15 protein-coding genes and 1 pseudogene are annotated in these 17,004 nt (G+C 66.1%); 8 read left to right on the forward strand and 8 right to left on the reverse strand.

The genetic code is table 11. From position 1 onward, the window contains the following. The first annotated feature begins 5 nt into the window (after window positions 1-5). Window positions 6-1,292, forward strand: coding sequence for a Glu/Leu/Phe/Val dehydrogenase dimerization domain-containing protein (locus JWS14_RS29085; RefSeq protein ID WP_206014969.1), 1,287 nt, complete (start codon window positions 6-8; stop codon window positions 1,290-1,292). 24 nt (window positions 1,293-1,316) lie between these two features. Here the strand turns inward: JWS14_RS29085 and JWS14_RS29090 are convergent, their stop codons facing one another. Then, window positions 1,317-1,982, reverse strand: coding sequence for a TetR/AcrR family transcriptional regulator (locus JWS14_RS29090; RefSeq protein ID WP_206014970.1), 666 nt, complete (start codon window positions 1,980-1,982; stop codon window positions 1,317-1,319). A gap of 62 nt (window positions 1,983-2,044) precedes the next feature. Here JWS14_RS29090 and JWS14_RS51825 point away from each other — a divergent pair. Both JWS14_RS51825 and JWS14_RS50225 read left to right on the forward strand, forming a co-directional pair. After that, window positions 2,045-2,440 (forward strand): annotated as a pseudogene (locus JWS14_RS51825) (alpha/beta fold hydrolase); the annotation flags it as partial. Between the two features lie 103 nt (window positions 2,441-2,543). After that, window positions 2,544-2,858: a hypothetical protein gene (locus tag JWS14_RS50225; protein WP_241031490.1), complete on the forward strand. Its 315-nt coding sequence runs from the start codon at window positions 2,544-2,546 to the stop codon at window positions 2,856-2,858. A 3-nt stretch (window positions 2,859-2,861) separates the two neighbouring features. Here JWS14_RS50225 and JWS14_RS29100 read toward each other — a convergent pair whose 3' ends face one another. Continuing rightward, the gene (locus JWS14_RS29100; RefSeq protein WP_206014972.1) at window positions 2,862-3,437 is read right to left on the reverse strand and encodes a CGNR zinc finger domain-containing protein; all 576 of its coding nucleotides are present in this window, start codon (window positions 3,435-3,437) and stop codon (window positions 2,862-2,864) included. Window positions 3,438-3,540: 103 nt separating this feature from the next. Here JWS14_RS29100 and JWS14_RS29105 point away from each other — a divergent pair, with 103 nt between their 5' ends. Then, the gene (locus tag JWS14_RS29105; RefSeq protein WP_206014973.1) at window positions 3,541-4,713 is read left to right on the forward strand and encodes an epoxide hydrolase family protein; all 1,173 of its coding nucleotides are present in this window, start codon (window positions 3,541-3,543) and stop codon (window positions 4,711-4,713) included. 119 nt (window positions 4,714-4,832) lie between these two features. On the opposite strand, the gene JWS14_RS29110 is transcribed toward JWS14_RS29105, so the two are convergent. The 4 genes from JWS14_RS29110 to JWS14_RS29125 form a co-directional block, all read right to left on the reverse strand. Beyond that, window positions 4,833-5,750, reverse strand: coding sequence for a LysR family transcriptional regulator (locus tag JWS14_RS29110; RefSeq protein WP_072946807.1), 918 nt, complete (start codon window positions 5,748-5,750; stop codon window positions 4,833-4,835). Between the two features lie 408 nt (window positions 5,751-6,158). Further along, on the reverse strand, window positions 6,159-6,506 hold the full coding sequence (locus tag JWS14_RS29115; protein WP_072946805.1) for a cupin domain-containing protein: 348 nt from the start codon (window positions 6,504-6,506) through the stop codon (window positions 6,159-6,161). Further along, window positions 6,503-7,525, reverse strand: a complete 1,023-nt coding sequence (locus JWS14_RS29120) for an Ldh family oxidoreductase (protein ID WP_206014974.1) — start codon at window positions 7,523-7,525, stop codon at window positions 6,503-6,505. The genes JWS14_RS29115 and JWS14_RS29120 overlap by 4 nt, the downstream gene beginning before the upstream one ends. Before the next feature lie 163 nt (window positions 7,526-7,688). After that, complete coding sequence (locus JWS14_RS29125) at window positions 7,689-8,693, reverse strand: isopenicillin N synthase family dioxygenase (protein WP_206014975.1); 1,005 nt, start codon at window positions 8,691-8,693, stop codon at window positions 7,689-7,691. 625 nt (window positions 8,694-9,318) lie between these two features. Here JWS14_RS29125 and JWS14_RS29130 point away from each other — a divergent pair. The 4 genes from JWS14_RS29130 to JWS14_RS29145 are packed head-to-tail and all read left to right on the forward strand — an operon-like array spanning window position 9,319 to window position 13,849. Further along, window positions 9,319-10,011 (forward strand): beta/alpha barrel domain-containing protein, encoded by a 693-nt coding sequence (locus JWS14_RS29130; RefSeq protein WP_072946803.1) that lies wholly within the window; start codon window positions 9,319-9,321, stop codon window positions 10,009-10,011. Next, window positions 10,008-11,540 carry a xylulokinase gene (locus JWS14_RS29135; RefSeq protein ID WP_206014976.1) on the forward strand — a complete coding sequence of 511 codons (1,533 nt, stop codon included), beginning with the start codon at window positions 10,008-10,010 and terminating at the stop codon, window positions 11,538-11,540. The genes JWS14_RS29130 and JWS14_RS29135 overlap by 4 nt, the downstream gene beginning before the upstream one ends. A gap of 19 nt (window positions 11,541-11,559) precedes the next feature. Beyond that, window positions 11,560-12,924: a flavin monoamine oxidase family protein gene (locus JWS14_RS29140; protein WP_206014977.1), complete on the forward strand. Its 1,365-nt coding sequence runs from the start codon at window positions 11,560-11,562 to the stop codon at window positions 12,922-12,924. A gap of 40 nt (window positions 12,925-12,964) precedes the next feature. Then, window positions 12,965-13,849 (forward strand): dihydrodipicolinate synthase family protein, encoded by an 885-nt coding sequence (locus JWS14_RS29145; RefSeq protein WP_206014978.1) that lies wholly within the window; start codon window positions 12,965-12,967, stop codon window positions 13,847-13,849. A 129-nt stretch (window positions 13,850-13,978) separates the two neighbouring features. Here JWS14_RS29145 and JWS14_RS29150 read toward each other — a convergent pair whose 3' ends face one another. Continuing rightward, entirely contained in the window at window positions 13,979-16,015 is a 2,037-nt protein-coding gene (locus JWS14_RS29150) for a putative nucleotidyltransferase substrate binding domain-containing protein (RefSeq protein ID WP_241031491.1), read from the reverse strand. Window positions 16,016-16,119: 104 nt separating this feature from the next. Further along, entirely contained in the window at window positions 16,120-16,941 is an 822-nt protein-coding gene (locus JWS14_RS29155) for a metallophosphoesterase (protein WP_072946798.1), read from the reverse strand. Window positions 16,942-17,004 lie beyond the last annotated feature (63 nt).

Consider the following 17,004-nt stretch of genomic DNA (forward strand, 5'->3'; position numbering starts at 1 on the left):
TCGAGGTGACGACGACGACGGAATCCGGGTTCGGGCGCACCCCCGAGCACCGTGAGTACAACCACCGTGAGAACACGGCGACGCAGCGTCGGGTCGACGTGGCGACCGCGCACAGCGGTGAGCCCCTGCTGCGTATGACCTGGTCTGATCCGGTCACCGGGGCTCATGGGTACCTCGTCGTGCACACGTTGGTGTCCGACCTGGCCACCGGGGGCACCCGCATGCGGGCAGGCTGCACGATGTCGGAGGTGGAGGACCTGGCCGGCGGCATGGCTGCCAAGACCGCGGTTTTCGACCTGCCCGTCGGCGGCGCGAAGGGCGGCATCGATTTCGACCCGAAGGACCCCCGCGCCGTCGGTGTGCTGGAGCGGTTCTGTCAGGCGATGCGCCCGTGGCTGGACGCGCACTGGGTGACCGCGGAGGATCTGGGGGTGCCGCAGCATCTGATCGACGACGTCTTCGCGCGGCTGGGTCTTCAGCAGTCCTACCATGCGGCGATCAGCCGTGCGGAAGATCCGCAGAGGACTCTGCGCCGGGTGCGGGCCGCGTTGAACGCCCCGGTGTCCGGCGGTTTTCTGCTGGGTGATGTGATCGGCGGTTACGGAGTCGCGCAGGCCTGCATCGGTACCGTGAATGCAAGTGGATGGGCTCCGGCCGACACCACGGTGGCAATCCAGGGCATCGGCACCATGGGGGGCGGCGCGGCCTGGTACCTGCACGAGGCCGGTATGCGCGTGGTTGCTGTCGCCGACGCCGTCGGCACGCTGTACTGCCCCGACGGCCTGGACGTTCCCGCGCTGCTCGACCTGCGGAACGGCTACGGCGAGATCGACCGCTCCCGCGTCCCCTCGCATGTTCAGCGGTTGCCGCGCGCGGCTGTGATCGCCACTGCGGCAGACATCCTGGTCCCGGCCGCGATCTCCTATGCGATCACGACGGACAACGTCGACCACGTCGCCGCGAAAGTCGTGATCGAAGCTGCGAATGCCGCGACAACCCCGCAGGCCGAGGCGGTGCTCACCGGCCGGGGCATTCCGGTGGTCCCGGACTTCGTTGCCAATGCCGGAGCAGTCGCCTGGGCCTGGTGGGTACTGCTCGGTCAGGTCGGCGCCGACCCGGAGGACTCCTTCCAGCGGTTGCGGACCGAGATGCTGGCCAAGGTCGCGTTGCTGCTCGGCCAATGGATGCTGGACGGCGTGACGCCGCGGCACACCGCGTGGGACCTCGTCGCGGCCAACCGCCGCGCGCCGGCACCGGGCGATCCTCTGGCAGTGCCGCTCACCATCCCGTGAACGGTCCAGCGAAGGACTCCGTTCTCAGGACAGCAGACCGACCAGGAGGCTGCGCAAAGCATCCTCGAAGAGGTCCCGATCGGTGGGCGCAGGAGTTGCGTCAGCGGAGATCGCCCTGGCCACGTGCGGATACGTATGGCTGTCGATCGGGGGAAGTGCGGGCTGTGAAGCGAGCTCGCTGCGAGCGAACAACGTCGTGACTCCCGTTGCCATCGCGATCGCTTCAAATTTCGCCCGACTGGAGGCCGTGACTGGTTCGAGTACCTGCAGGCAGTGGTCCAGCCAGGCCAGGGCTTCGGGACCGAAGGCGGGCGATTGCTGGGTGACGTCGACGAGCCAGGAGTGACGCCGATACAGGTGCAACTGTCGACGTGACATCTCGAGCATGGCGTCCAACCACTGATCATGGCCGGCCGGGTACGGGCGGAGTTCGCGCATGACGTGATCGGTCATCAGCGCGAGAAGTTCGTCCCGCGATGCCACGTACCGGTACAGCGACGCTGCACCGGTACCCAGCGCCGCGGCAACGGCCCGCATGGACAGACCGGCCAAGCCTTCGTGATCCGTGAGTGTTATTGCGGCGGTAGCGATGTCGTCGCGGCTGTGCGCGGGGACCGGACCTCGTCGGCGCGGCGGTGTCTCCCTGGCGGAGGCATTGCGATCGTGGGGTCGGTGTGGGTCGTCGCTCACCTCACAATCCTAAACTGCGAACACTGTTTGCTATTGTTGTGCACGCATTCAGGGAGGCAACGATGCAAGAGCGGGTTGAACGAGCGGGCGACGTCGTCCTGCACACAGTTGGTGACGGCCCTGCTCTGGTGGTCGTTCATGGCGGCGGGGTGACGATCGATTCCTATCGCCGACTGGCGCGCAAACTGTCGGATAGCTTCACCGTGCATCTTTATAACCGACGCGGACGCGCAGATGCGCCGCCCCGTTCGGAGCCCTACGACGTTCAGCAGGACGTCGACGACCTGCGGACGGTGCTCGACCACACCGGCGCAACTGACGTTATCGGCCACAGCAGCGGTGGGTTCATCGCCCTGACGGCGGCCCTGCAACTGCCCATCGTGCGTCTCGCGCTCTACGACGCAGCAGTGTCCGTGAACGGTCTCTTCCCCGCGCAGTGGCTGGAAAGCGCCAGGGCAGCGGCCCGGGACGGCGACGTTGCACGCGCGATGGCGATCACCGGGGCAGGCATCAACACCCCAGTCGCGGGCGAGCACCCTGCCACTGGGGGTGCAGATCGCTATGAGCCGACTGTTGTTGCGCACTCCCGTCGGGCGCACCATGGGTGCCTTGTTGCCCATGACGTTGGACGAGTCGCAGGCAATCGCACGCGCCGACGGTCCGCCGAGTCGCTGGGCGGGGGTGACTGCGGAGGTTCTGTTGCTGAGGGGTGCGGACGGACCGCCCTATTACGAACAACTCAACGATGCACTTGCTGCTGCACTGCCCCACGCCCGTGCAGCAGCGGTCCGCGGGGGCCATGACGGCATCAACCGCGCCCCGGCCCAGCTGATCCGGACGTTCGCGGCCTTCTTCGGATCTACGGCGTCAAGGTAACGATCAGTCCGCTGATCTGGGGTTCTTGCGCTGGTTGGCAGTGAAGCGCGCCTTCTTCTGGCGATTCCCGCACGTATTCATGTCACACCATTTGCGGGTGCGACTTTGGCTGGTGTCGAAGAAGGCGGCCTGGCAGGTCGGCGATGCGCACAGGGCCAATTTTCCGTCTCGTTCGCCTGCGATGATGCTGATCGCGTCGGCGGCGATCACGCCGAGGGCATCTTCCACGCATGACGCCGAGCTGAGCCGCCATCGACGATTGCACTCGGGCGTCAGGATCGCCGCGGCCCGGCCCTGAGCGCTGCGGTCATTGATGACGTGGACAGCGGATGCGGGGAGAGGTTCGTGTATCGCGGCCGCAGTCGCGGCGGCGTGAATCGCCTCCCGCAGTTCCCGAGCGAGGTCGAGCTGGGCGGCGGTGCAGGAGTCCACGGCGAGGCCGCTCACTGCCAGCCAGTCGACGAGTCGCTGCGGCGTGGGAATGCGCTCCACGGCGTCGCCGCGACGCTCCGTCAGAGTCGCCGTGAAGCTGGTCGCCAGCACGCTACCGAGGCGGAAGTCGGGGAACTCGGCACGCATGGAACCACCTTAGCTGGTTGTGCGACGGCATGAAGGCGTGCTAGAACCGGCTTAGACGGTTCGCAAAAGTTCCTAGCCGGTTCCACGGTGACCAGGAGGTCTCATGCCCCGCCCAACCAGCGACGTCCACGCATTCGAAGCCCACGCACCCGACGCCGATCTCGACGATCTGCGCGCGCGACTGGCCGCGGCGCGACTACCGGAGGCCGAGACGGTCTATCGCGCCGCGCCCGGCCCTCGCCGATGGGAACAGGGCGTTCCTCTCGCCGACCTCGTCGACGTCGTGGACTACTGGCGCACCGGGTACAACTGGCGGTCGTTCGAAGAACGCCTCAACCGGATCGGCCAGTTCCGCACGACCGTCGACGATCTGGGAATCCACTTCCTGCACCGCCGATCCGCGCGCGCAGATGCCACTCCGCTGGTCCTGACGCACGGCTGGCCCGGCAGCATTGCCGAGTTCGTCGATGTCGTAGACGAGCTGGCCGATCCGAAAGATGCAGACGCGCCGGCGTTCCACGTCGTCGTCCCGTCGCTGCCGGGATTCGGTTACAGCGACAAGCCTGCCACCACCGGGTGGGGAACCGAAAAGATCGCGGCCGCATGGGTAGAACTGATGGGACGGCTCGGCTACAGCAAGTTCGCAGCCCACGGCGGCGACTGGGGAGGCAACATCACCACGGTCCTCGGCGGCCGGTTCCCGGCGCACGTTCTCGGCATCCACACATTGTTCGCGGAGGCACCACCCGGTTTGACGACGGACGGGCTGACGGCGGTCGAGCGCAAGTGGACCGAGGAAACCCGCGATTTCTGGCACCACCGCGCGGCGTATGCGAAGCAGCAGGCGACCCGACCGCAGACCATCGGTTACTCGCTCGTCGACTCGCCGGTCGGGCTGCTCGCCTGGATCCTGGACAAATTCGCCGAGTGGTCGGACACCGAAGACAGCCCGTTCGAGACGATGTCCAGAGACAGAATTCTCGACGACGTCACCCTGTACTGGCTGACGCGGACCGGCGCATCGGCGGCCCGCATCTACTACGAAAGCCACAACTCGCTCGATCCCGAACTCCGGGTCGACGTCCCGTCGGCAATCACCATGTATCCCCGCGACATCGAGAAGTGCCCGCGCCCCTGGGCACAAGAGCGGTACCGACACATCGTCCGATGGAGGTCGCCCGAAACCGGGGGACATTTCCCCTCGCTGGAGGTTCCGGAGTATTTCGTCAAGGACCTGCAAGAAGGCCTCGCGGCAGTGCTGGCCGCCAATCGGTGAACGCGGCGGGGTCGACCCTTGTGACCAGCCGCTCCAGGCGCGCAATGCGTTCCCATCCAGGCGACCGCGGTCGACGCGCCGGACAGTTGCAACGCGATGTACGGCGCACTTCCGGAACCTCAGGGTGGAGTCGAGTACAGGGTTTCGCATCGTGCTTTGACGAGTTCGAGTGTCTCTGCGACGAGCGGATGACGTGCGGCGCCCTTGCGAGTGGCGGCAACGATCTTGCGGGCGGGCACAGGTTCACCTGACAACCTGATTCGGGTGACTGCCCACTCCGAACTCAGTAGCCACAGCCGTGGCACGAGCATGACCCCCATATCCTGAGAAACTATTGCCGCACCGGTCTCCCACTCGTCGGCCTGGTGAGCGATGTTGGGTGTGAATCCGGCTGCGACGCAGGCGGTCACGGTGAGTTGGTGGTATGCCCCACCAGGGGTCCCGACCACCCAGGGCTCGTCAGCGGCGTCGGCGAGCGTGACTCGTCGGCGGGATGTCAATGGATGATTCGCGGGCACGACCAGATCCAACGGGTCGTCCACCAGCAACTGTTGATCAAAGCGGAGATCGTCCAGGGGAGGGGAGTCCGCGGTCACCATTACCAAGGCGAGGTCCGCCTCCTCCATCTGCAGCAGCCTGAAGCATTCGGCGGGATCGGCCTGAACCAGACGCACACGTAGGCGGGGATGCCGATCGCGTAGAGTTTTGCCGGCATAGGGAAGCAATTGTGTTGACGCCGTTGAAAACCCACATAGGGTGTACGGGCCGGACGGCTCGTCCACCGTTTCTGCGAGCTCGCTCTGGGCTAACTCCCACTGAGCCCGCATGATGGCGGCGTGCCGTAACACGGTGCGTGCAGCCGGTGTGAGTTTGATGCCGCGGCCCGAGGGTTCGATCAATTCGACCCCGAGTAGCTCCGACAACTGGCGCAGTTGGTACGAGATCGCCGATGGAGTGTATGACAGGGCCGCCGCAGCGGCTGTGACAGTGCCGTAGTAATCGACTGCCTGCAGGATCTTGAGCCTGGGGTCAAGCATCGGACCGTCCGAACTCGAGTAGTGCCTTCACCCGATCAACAATAGATGCTGTACCTCGTGCGCCGCCGCCCTTGTGCAGGTTCCTCACTGCTTCCGGGTGGGAGCGAGAGCAGCTATCCCTTTCCACGGGTGTTGATTCGGGAGTTCCACTGGGCGGGTGCTGGGCCGAATTCGTAGTGTTGTTGTCCGAGGGATTCAGCCGGAAGTAGTTCGGTTTCGCTGTCGTGGTAAATGACGAGGAAGTGTTTCTGGTCGTGTGCGGTCGATGTGGTGAGTATCTGGGCCCATTGGCCGGTGCGGTGTCCGCACGGGTCGAGCCTTCGAATGAAAGATCCGGGGCGAGCAGGTGAACTGGTGCTCATGTTCATGGGTGGTCCTTTGAGGTTGAGAACAGGGTCTTCCGCCGAATCACTTCTCCGATGGCAGAGTTGGGCCACCAGCCCAGGCCATGACGACCGGGGCTGCACTGCGGTTGTGGATGCGGTGGGGAACGGTGGGCGGCACGGCCCACGCGTCACCTGCCTCGAGGAAGTACTCGTTCGAGCCGTCGTCGAGGTACCCCTCGCCGGAGACACAGAAGAACACCTCCCAAGTACCCGCGTGACCCTGATCCACATCACCAGTGTCGCCCGGCTGAACCGTGGAAGTACCGAACCACATCGCGTCGTTGCGGAAATACTCCCGACACAGCTCCGGGCCCTCGTAGAAGACCTCAGCGTCGTCCTGCCGAATGATGTACGGGGTGTCCGTCGTCATGATCGTGCTCCTTGATGATTTGTGGGAAACTGCTTCGCCGCGCGTGCCCGCAGCGCCTCGATGACATTGGTGCGCAGCGAGATTACAGAGAGAGGCTCCACCCGCGAAGTGCCCGGCGTGCGGACGCCCTGCGCGCCCAGCCGGCACACGTGCGCATCCGCCCTCGAGACGAAGTCGTGCTGGAGCTTGCTCACGTCGATCGCCAGTATGAACATCCCGACCCCGGGATTCTCCGCGCCTGCGTCGAAGGACGGGGCGTCGATCGACCAGTTCCCGCCCGACATACCCGCAAGCAACTCGACCATCCATGCGATGTTGGCACCCTTGTAGCCGCCGAACGGGAGCATGGCCCCGTCCAGCGCAGCTTCGGGGTCGGTCGTCGGTTTGCCGGCGGCGTCGATCGCCCATCCCTCGGGGATCGGCCGACCGTGCGCCGCCGCCTCGCGGACGTTGACGTACGCGGCCGCGCTTGACGACTGGTCGACGGTCATGACCTCGCCTGCCGGCCGGGGGAACGAGTACGACATCGGGTTCGTGCCCAATACGCGACCGGTGCCGGGCGCAGTGGCGAGAAGCGCGTTGGAGTTGATAGCGCCGAGCGCCACGAGACCGTGCGTCGACAGGCGCTCGGTGAACCACCCGAGCTGGCCACCGGCGAATGCTCCCGACTGCAGGAACATCGCCACCCCCTCGGACCGTGCCGCTGCGACGAGATCGTCGATCGCCGCACCGAATCCCGTGTGGAACGGCCCTCCGTGAGCGTTGCAGGAGAGGATGGCAGGCGCGAGTCGGTCCACTGTAGGTATTGCAGCCGCATCCAGACGGCCGTCGTCGATGGCGTGAAGATAGTCGAGAAGGTGAGCGACGCCGACTCCGCGCATGCCCCGGTCCTCGGCGAATAGGGCGGCGTCGACGAGTAGTTCGGCTACTTCCTCCGATGCCCCTGCACGTTTCATCGCGTTCTCGGCGAGTCGGGCGACCTCCTCTCGCGGGACCGGCAGCTCGAGCAATGCCGTCATGCGTGGTGTCTCCTTCGTTGTCTGTGGTGTGTGGTGGGGCCGCGCTGTTTCCACTGGATGGCTCCGAATACGGCCGCTCGCATCTGGATTGGACCGATGCGGTCTCGGTAGAACAGGCTGCAGTGGGCCTCGACTACTGTCGAAGCCCACTGCCGGGTGCCGGTCAGCCGTGGGCGGTCAGGATCTCGGGCTCGTCCCGCAGGTGCGGGTACACGTGCGTGAACCACTGGGTCTTGTACTCGCCGCAGGTGAACGGGTTCGGGTCGGCCGGGTGTTCGGCATCGACACAGGTCGGCAGCGTCTCGACCGGCGCGTCGAAATCGAGATCGATGAAGAACGCGACCGAGTAGCGCTCGGCGCCGCTCTCGTTCACCACACGGTGGACCGTCGACGAGTACTTCCCGTTGGTCATCTTCGCGACCAGGTCGCCGATGTTGATGACGAAGGCGTCCTCGACGGGCGGGGCGGTGATCCACTCACCGTCCTTGTTCTGCACCTGCAAACCGCCGATGTTGTCCTGGGAGAGGATGGTGAGGATTCCCTTGTCGGTGTGGGCACCGATGCCGATCGCCTGGTCGTCGTCCGGGTTCTGCGGCGGGTAGTGCAGGAGTCGCTGGATGGTGATCGGGTTGGTCTGAATGCGCTCGAAGTAGTCGGGTTCGAGCCCCAGACTGATTGCGAATCCACTGACCAGTTTGCGGGCCAGGGTCCGCATCGCGGCGTAGTACTCGTCGCAGGTCGCCTCGAACTCGGGGAAGTCTGCCGGCATCAGGTTCGGTCCGAAGAACGGCGCCACGGTGTCCTGCTTCGCGCCGTAGTCGAAGGCCTCCTTGAGATCTGCGGTCTTCTTGTCCTGGTCCGCATTCTCGGCGGACGGCGGGATGTAGCCGCGCACCGTCGGGCCGGACTTCGCGACGTGCACGTTGTCCTTCACATCCTCGGGCAGGGCGAAGAACTCTTCGGTGACTGCGTACATGCGCTTGACGAGGTCGGAGGGAACACCGTGGTTCTTCACGTAGAAGAACCCGACCTTCTCGCACGAGTCCCCGATCTGACGCGCGACGCCCTCGGGGTCACTGCCGTCGACAAGGGCTGCGACATCGATGACCGGGATCTCGTGGAATGCGGTCTGCTTGCTGGCGAACCGGTTGACAGATGCTTCGGACATGGAGTTACTCCTGGGGTCTGTTTGTTTGATGAGCCGATGTGTCGGGCTGACCGCCGGGGCGGTCGCTCAAAGGCGACACATGAATGGTTACGCAGATCACTGCAGCAGTAAAGCGCATAAACCTTGACGCAACCGTGCGAAAAATTTTCACAGTCAGGGTGCTGACGCCGATGCCCGGTGACGTCGGGCCGCGACCCAGAAATAGTTGACGCGTGAGCGGGGCGGGTCGTCACGCCGGAGGGCGTCAGGGTCGAGGATTTGCGGGTCGACTAAGCGCTGACCTGCAGATTGGATCTGTCAGTCGGCGCCCGCTCGTCGTTCGTTCGAGTGTCCCCCACTTATGACTCATCTTGGACGATCTTGGAAGCGAACCTCGCGGGCTATGACCTGTCGCACACACACTCGACTGATCAGCGGCACGTCCGACGCCGCATCCTTGTCCCAGTCTCCGGTGAAGGTTCGAGGCATTGACCGATTCGTTGTTCACGCCCATCGCATTGGCGAGCGCCTTCGATTTTCGGCTGGTTCGACGTCCCGCTAGCCGGCCGCCGACTGAACAACACAACAACGCCAGATAGAACCAATCGGCGGTGGACGCCGATGCAACCAAATGAAGTAGGAGAACATGAAGCCTGAGATCATCGTCATGCTGACGCACAATGACGTGACGGTACCGAATGCCCGCGAGGTGTTCTACGAAGCGGCGGATCTACCGGTGACGTTCTGGGGGTTCAAGGACGTCGGTCTCTCGACGACGGAGTCCGAGCGGTTGGTCGCAGACTTTCGCGAGGCCGGCAAGACCGCAGTGCTCGAGGCCGTCAACTTCAGCGAGGCCGAAATGTTGGAGGCGGTGGCGTTCGCTGCGGATTGCGGCATCGAGTTCGTCACCGGCGGCCAGTTCACCGAGACGGTCCGTGACCGGGTACGGGAAGCCGGTATGAAGTACTTCCCGTTCTGCGGCGCGACCAGCGGCCCGCCGATCAGCCTGGGCGGATCGATCGAGGACATCGAACGAGACGCGGCCCGTCTGCTGGATCGCGGCGTGGACGGCGTCGATCTGGTTGCGTACCGCTCCACCGGGGCCGACCCGGTCGAGCTGGCGCGGCGTCTTGTGACGGTGGTCGGGGGCGAGCAGATCATCGTCGCGGGCAGCATCAATTCCGTCGATCGGATCCGGCTGATGCACGAGATCGGTCCGATGGGCTTCACCATCGGCGGTGCACTCTTCGAAGGCGCGCTGCTGCCCGGCCAGTCCTTCCGGGACAATCTCCTGGCCGTCGTGGAGGTTGGAGAGAACGTCAGCGAGGCGCGGCGATGAGCTGGTATGTCCTGGGTGTCGATGTGGGCACCACCGCGATCAAAGCGGCGCTCTTCGACGAGGACGGCACCGAGATCGCCGAGCACGCAGAGGAATACGACCTGCTGACTCCGCGGGCCGGCTACGTCGAGCTGGAACCGGGCACCTACACCGAAACCTTCGCCGAGGCCGTGGCCTCGCTGCTGCGGGAATCCTCGGTGGACGTGCAGCAGATCCGTGCCCTGGGTCTGTCGGCTCAGGGCGAGACGATGCTGTGTCTGGATTCCGCCGATCGGCCGCTGGGCCGCGCGATCGTCTGGATGGACAACCGCGCTTCGGCGGAGTCCGACGAGCTCGAGGCGCACTTCGGCCGGCCCACCATCCACGCCGTCACCGGACAGCCTGCGATGGATCCGATCTGGCCGGCGGCGAAGATTCTCTGGCTCGAGCGGAACGACCCCGATCGGTTCGCCGCGACCGCGCGGTTCGCCCTGCTCAAGGACTTCCTCGTGCAGCGGCTCACCGGCCGACTGGTCAGCGAGGATTCGCTGCTGTGCTCGACCCTGTTCTGGGACATCAACACCCGGAAGTACTGGCCGGAGATGCTCGACTACCTCGGTATCGACACAGAGAAGCTGCCCGAAATCGCGGACCAGGGCGAGATAGTCGGCGCGCTCACCGAGTCAGCGGCCACCGAGCTCGGCCTGCCCGCGGGGTTGCCGGTCTCGGTGGGCGCGCTGGATCAGGCGTGCGGTGCGCTCGGCCTCGGGAACGCCGTGCCGGGACTCTTCAGCGAGAGCACGGGGTCGGCCCTGACCACCGTCACCGTCGTCGACGAGCTGCGGCTCGATGCGGCTGGGCGGGTACCGTGCTTCGCGGCGGCCCTGCCCGGCCAGTACATGCTGCACACGTTCTCCACCGGCGGGATGGTCATGCGCTGGTTCCGCGACGAGTTCTGTTCCAGCGAGCGCCGGGTCGAGGAGCTGTGCGGGATCAACGCCTATCAGTTGATCGACGAGGAGGTGCGTCGGGTCGATCCCGGCTCCGACGGCCTCGTGGTTTTCCCGCACCTGCAGGGCTCCGGCCCGCCCGACCTCGACCCGCACGCCCGAGGTGCGTTCTTCGGTCTGACGCTGTCGCACACGAAGCAGCATCTCTCACGCGGGATCATGGAAGGTGTGGCCATGGTGCTACGCCGCATGATCGAGTCGACCGAGGACCTCGGCGTGGAGATCACGGAGATCATCTCGCTGAGCGGCGGCGCGAAGAGCGCGGCGTGGTGCCAGATCAAGGCGGACGCCACGGGTCGGCCCGTGCATACGGTCAAGGGCGCCGGCAGCGCAGCCTGCCGCGGCGCCGCGATCATCGCGGGCGTTGCCGCCGAATTGTGGCCGTCGGCGATCGACATCGCCTGCGCGGGAATGGAGTTCAGTAGCACATACAAGCCCAACGCCGCGAACGCCGCCATCTACGACGACCTGTACACCCGCTTCCTAGCCCTGCAAGAGGCGACGAAGTTGCTCCCCCGACCCGCGTCCATCGCGAGCTGAACGAACGGAAAGAAGACCAATGAAAGACGTAGTGATCATCGGCGGCGGGCTCGCCGGACTGTCGGCGGCGTGGCGGCTGCGGCACTGGGACCTGCAGGTTCTCGAGTCCGACAACCAGCGGGTCGGCGGCCGGATCCGTTCCGAGCAGCACGGCCAGTACGTGATGAACTGGGGCGGGCACATGTTCGCCGGCGCAGGCAGCTCGAGTGCAGAGCTGGTCGCCGAGACCGGTACGCGGTGGGCGGCGATCCCGGGCTCGCTGCAGGGCATGGCCATGAACGGGAAGTTCCTGAGTACCGGCCTGATCCAGACATACCCGTTCCGGATCCCGATGACGACCAAGGATCGGTTGTCCCTGCTCAAGGTGGGCGCGCGGCTCGGTGCCGACGTCCTTCGGTACAAGCAGGCCGCGCGGCGTCGCAGTGGTGAAACGCCGGAGGTCCGGCAGCAGCGCATCTTCAACTTCGAGGACGAGCGCACGTTCGCCGACTACATCGGCGAGGCCACCGAGACGGCGAAGGACTTCTACTGCTCGGTGGCGATGCGGTCCGCCGCGGACCCCGACGTACTGTCCGCGGGCGCCGGTATCGGCTACTTCAACCTGATCTGGAACATCGGCCAGGGGCTGGGCAACTACATCGTCGGCGGCGCCGCGACTCTGACCGAGACGATCGCGCAGTCGATCCGCGACCGGGTCGAGCTCGGCGCGGTCGTGAACGAGGTCGTCCAGAACCGCGACCACGTCGTCGTCCACTACACCCAGGACGGGACCGACCACGAGGTCAAGGCCCGCACCGCGGTGCTCGCAACCCCGGCGTCGATCACCCGCAAGATCGCCGTGAACCTGCGCCCCGAACTGCGCGACGCGCTCGGGCAGATCAAGTACGGGCCGCACGTGGCCGGCGCGTTCCTGACCAACGAGCAGCAACCGATGCCTTACGACGGCACCTACGGCATCGCAACCCCCAACAGGTCTTTCACCGTTGCACTGAACCAGGGCAACCTGACCCGCGGCCGCGAGACCACCCGCCAGCCGGGCGGCAGCATGATGACGTTCTCACCGGCGAGCCTCGGCTACAAGCTGTGGGACCTGCCCGAGAAGGAGATCGTCGACATCTACCTGAACGATCTCGACCAGATCTTCCCGGGATTCGCGAACATCGTCACCGACGGGCGGGTGGAGAAGTTCGAATTCGGTTCCCCGTTCTGCTTCCCCGGCCGCCACAAGCTCCAGCCCGAGCTCACCCGACCCTCGGAGCGAGTCTTCCTGGCGGGCGACTTCCTCGGCACTTTCTACACCGACACCGCAGTGAGTTCAGGTTTCACCGCGGCGCAGGGGGCGGCCAGCGTCCTGGCCACCGCACGACAGACCGCCGGCGCCTGACCTGCCCACGCCAACCCCAAGACACCAGAAGGAGGCCGACATGGCCAAGGAACTCCGCGGCGTTCTCACCGCACTTCCCACCCCGTTCACTGCCGACGATCAGATCGACGCCGGGCTCATGCAGAAGGTCGTCGACCGCAGCATCGACGCCGGCGTCGACGCGCTCGTCGTCGGTGGCGGCACGGGTGAGTACACGTCGCTGACGAATGCCGAGCGCCGGCAGATCTTCGAGATCGTCGTCGAGCACACCGCCGGCCGCGTCCCAGTGGTCGCGCACACCGGATCGCTCACGACCCGCGAGGCGGTGGGCCTGTCCCGCGCGGCAGAAGCCACTGGCGCTGATGCCCTCATGCTCATCACCCCGTTCTACGAGCGTCTCACCGAGACCGAGATCAGCCGGTACGTCGAGACCGTTGCGGGTTCGGTCAGTGTGCCGATCATGCTCTACAACAACCCCGGCGTGACCGGTGTGAACCTCGGCGCCGAGGGCATCGCGCGGTTCGGGCGCGAGATCGACAACATCGAATACGTCAAGGACTCGAGCCACGACTGGGAGCAGGCCCTGCGCCTGATCCACCACCACCGCGACGACATCAAGCTGATCATGGGCTGGGACAGCTTCAGCTTCGGCGCCCTCACCGAGGGGGCGGCCGGCATCATGGCCGGCGCGGCGAACGTCGTTCCGAACGAGATCGTTGCGGTCGTCCGGGCAATCCGTGAAGGCGATCTGAACCGCGCCCTCGAAAACTGGCTGCGAGTGTTCCCGGCCATCGACGCGATGATGGCGGTCCCGTTCACCCAGGCGGTGAAGGCAGGACTCCGCCTGCAGGGCCTGGACATCGGGAGCCCCCGGTCGCCCCTCGCTGATCTCGAGCCCGACGCCGAGGCCAGTCTCGAGGCGGCCCTGGACCTCCTGAACCACTGATGACGAACTGCGGCCCGGCCCCGTTTTCGGGGCCGGGCCGCTTCGTCATCTTCCACCGCGGTGTGCCGCGACGACGACCGCCAAGCTGAGGCAGGGACTCAGGACATGGCTGAGGTCCCGTTCATGCGACTACGGGTCGAGTCGCCTGCCGCGCCTCACTACCTTCCGTATGCCCCTGTTTTTTGCGAGGTCTTTGGCTGCCCGGGCCGCGCGCATCGGGTCGCCTGATCGACGCCTGGGGTCGCCGGCCCGCTCGCCTCCGTGACCCTGAAGCTCGCTGGGCGGCGGGGGCATTGCCGGACGTGGACGGGCGAGTTGGTCGGCAGGCAGCATATGGGCGACGCGATCCATGCGGCGTTGGATTGCCGAGACCTCACGGACGGTCCGTTCGACGACGCTGCGGTCGATCGGCGAGATCTCGTCGCGGTCCAGGATGTCGTCGGGCACCTCTCCGGCCTCAGCCTGCCGGAGTTGGTGTTCGAGGCGCAGCAGCTGCAAGACTTCGAATGCCTCGATGAGGCGGTCGGCATCGCGTCCGGGCAGCAGTGCCGAGCCGGAGGCCGCCCGGAGTCGTCCAATGGTCTGCAGTTCTGCGGAGCCGACCCCGAGCGCCACCCACCGGGCAATGTTGATGATCGGTGCGAGCCCACGGGCCTTGACGTCGAAGGCGTCGCCGCGGCCGGCGAGCTTGTCGCGCATGGTGGTCAGCTTGGCCCGGCGGGCGAGCGACTCGTACAGCAGCATCTCCACAGCGGCCGGGTGGCTGTTGAAGTCGGCGAACACGCGCGCCGGTTCGGGCAGACTCGGGTCGCCGAAGATCGGCCGCGCGTCGACGAGGATCGACGCCATGATCGTGCCCTGATTCTCACGCGGCCGCGCGAGCCAGCCCCTGGCCGCAGCCCGCCACTGCGAGTGAGTCCGGGAAAAGCCTTCGTGCGAGGGGAAGGCGCGGTGGGCATCGACGCTGATCCCGCATCGGGTGAGCACTTCGCCGACCACTGCGAATGCCTGGCGGTAGTGCGGTATTTCGCCGACGCACTCGTCGTCGAAGGTCACGGCGGCATCGACATCGGAGGAGAGTACCGCCTCGCGGCGACCGTTGCTGCCGAGTGAGAGCCAGGTGAACGCCTCCATGGTGAGGTCCGTGTGGTCCTCGAAGACCAGGGTGACCGCGCGCCGGATGATGGCGTCGACGATGGTCGAGTTCACTGCGATGACACGGTCCGCGGCGAGCCCCCGCTCGAGGAGATCGCCGAGCACGGTGGGGACCCGGAGGGCGCGGACGACGAGATCGTCGACGGTTCGCGCTTTACGGATCTGCTCCTTGATGCTGACACCGGCCGTGGTGGACGAGGACATGAAGTCCCGCTCGCCCACTACACCGGTCAGCGCGCCATCTTCGCTTGTGACGAGCAGGAACTGGGCCTCGTGATCGAGCATCTCGATCAGTGCGTCGGCCGACGACGTGCCCAGCGAGGTGGTCGTGGCCGGGTACGTCATCACCGCGTGCGCGCGCGAGTCCACCGGTAACCCCTCGGCGAGGATCCGGCGGCGCAACCCCTCGTCGGTGACGAGGCCGTATCGGCCGTCCCCGATGTCGACGGCGGCGCAGGGAAGGCCACGGCTGGTCATGTCGCGGGCGATGTCTATCGCAGGGGCATCGGCAGCGACGATCAGTGGCGCCTGGCGCACCAGATCCGCCATGACGGTGTAGGTCGGGGGACCGGATGCCAACCGCCGCGCGTGGGAGATGTGTTCGGCGAGGAACCGAGCCCCGCCCCGGGAGGCGAAGGCGGGAATGACCACATCGGCGGGGAATCGAGCGATCTTCGCCGCCGACCTGGCGACGACCCGAGGCCCTATCGCCCTTTCGGTCAAGGCCGCGGAGAACCCGAGGGCTTCGCCGCGACCGAAGCTGTCGCCCGGTGGTTCGCCGATCCGGTCGGGATCGAGCCACAGATCGACTTCACCCGACACGACGACGAAGATGTCCGCAGGCACCTCCGCGAATGCGTCCACCACGAGGTCGCCGGCCGCGAAATTCTGCACGTCCGCGGACGTGACTGCGCGTGCACGGCCCTCGGGCGTCAGCGAGTCGAACGGACGGCAGCTCGCCAGGAGAGCCAACAGATCGGTGGTTTCGGCGCGCTGCGCTGACTCATCCACAGACAAGAGTCGTCCTCTTCGTTCAGGTCGGTCCGAATGCACGGTGGCATTCTGGACTCTGGAGGCCGGGGCATCTCGAGCGAAAACAACTCCTGGCCATGGGGTTACGCGGTGGCACTGTGTTCATATGCGATTCGTGGGGGCTCGGTTGCCGTCAGCACAAGAGACCGCCAGCTCCGCTGCGGATCGGCGCGATGGCCCGGGTCGATGCCGATGATTCGGCCGCCTTCGAGCAGCGTCACCTCGTGGCGCTGCCGGGCATCGTAGAACGTCCTCTCGTCGGCGCAGTCGCCGTGGGAGCCGCTGTGGCCATGCACCTGGCTGAAGGGCATCGGGCGATTGCGCCAGCCCGGGAGCAGTTCGAGTTCGCGGTCGGCCCAGATGGGGCCCACCTGGGGGTTCGGTGGGCCGCCTCCGAGGATGCACCCGCCGTCGAACAGTGCGGTGGCTTCGTCCCGGGCTGTGGCGTTGAGCCGGGCGGCCGACTCGGCGGCAGAGACGGCGCTGTCGAGCTGATGGCGCCAGAACGGTTCGGTGACTCCGGCGTGAGTGATGAGGAATTCTTCGTCCGCCGTGTGGACCGCGACGGCGGCGTGGGCGATGCCGTCGCGCCACCATCGCCGGACGGTCCGCCGGGAGCCGAAGCTCAGGCGTTCATTCCAGTCGAAGACCGGTGGGCGAAGGTAGTGGGCTTCGTGATTGCCGATGAGCTGAATCCACCGCTCGGGCTGTTTGCGGAGGTATCGATCGACGAGACGGACGACGCCGTCGGAGTCAGGGCCACGGTGAATGAGGTCACCCACCTGAACGACGACGAGGTCGTCGGGCAGCCGGCCGTTGTCGTCGGCGCCGAGGCGGCGGAGTTCTCGTGCGAGTTCCTCACGATGCCCACCGATATCGCCGATCACGGCGACACGAATACTCAAGTCGCAGCCTCTTTCGCATCTGGTCGCCCGGGCACCCGCGGACGTGTGTCCGCCTGATGCCCG

This window comes from Rhodococcus koreensis (assembly GCF_017068375.1).
GTDB classification, from domain to species: Bacteria; Actinomycetota; Actinomycetes; order Mycobacteriales; family Mycobacteriaceae; genus Rhodococcus_F; species Rhodococcus_F koreensis.

What these genes read in the sequence shown, in the direction of transcription:
- JWS14_RS50225 (WP_241031490.1), top strand. Translation starts at nt 2,544, where the DNA reads ATGAGCCGACTGTTGTTGCGCACTCCCGTCGGGCGCACCATGGGTGCC.
- JWS14_RS29100 (WP_206014972.1), bottom strand. Translation starts at nt 3,437, where the DNA reads ATGCGTGCCGAGTTCCCCGACTTCCGCCTCGGTAGCGTGCTGGCGACC.
- JWS14_RS29105 (WP_206014973.1), top strand. Translation starts at nt 3,541, where the DNA reads ATGCCCCGCCCAACCAGCGACGTCCACGCATTCGAAGCCCACGCACCC.
- JWS14_RS29110 (WP_072946807.1), bottom strand. Translation starts at nt 5,750, where the DNA reads ATGCTTGACCCCAGGCTCAAGATCCTGCAGGCAGTCGATTACTACGGC.
- JWS14_RS29115 (WP_072946805.1), bottom strand. Translation starts at nt 6,506, where the DNA reads ATGACGACGGACACCCCGTACATCATTCGGCAGGACGACGCTGAGGTC.
- JWS14_RS29120 (WP_206014974.1), bottom strand. Translation starts at nt 7,525, where the DNA reads ATGACGGCATTGCTCGAGCTGCCGGTCCCGCGAGAGGAGGTCGCCCGA.
- JWS14_RS29125 (WP_206014975.1), bottom strand. Translation starts at nt 8,693, where the DNA reads ATGTCCGAAGCATCTGTCAACCGGTTCGCCAGCAAGCAGACCGCATTC.
- JWS14_RS29130 (WP_072946803.1), top strand. Translation starts at nt 9,319, where the DNA reads ATGAAGCCTGAGATCATCGTCATGCTGACGCACAATGACGTGACGGTA.
- JWS14_RS29135 (WP_206014976.1), top strand. Translation starts at nt 10,008, where the DNA reads ATGAGCTGGTATGTCCTGGGTGTCGATGTGGGCACCACCGCGATCAAA.
- JWS14_RS29140 (WP_206014977.1), top strand. Translation starts at nt 11,560, where the DNA reads ATGAAAGACGTAGTGATCATCGGCGGCGGGCTCGCCGGACTGTCGGCG.
- JWS14_RS29145 (WP_206014978.1), top strand. Translation starts at nt 12,965, where the DNA reads ATGGCCAAGGAACTCCGCGGCGTTCTCACCGCACTTCCCACCCCGTTC.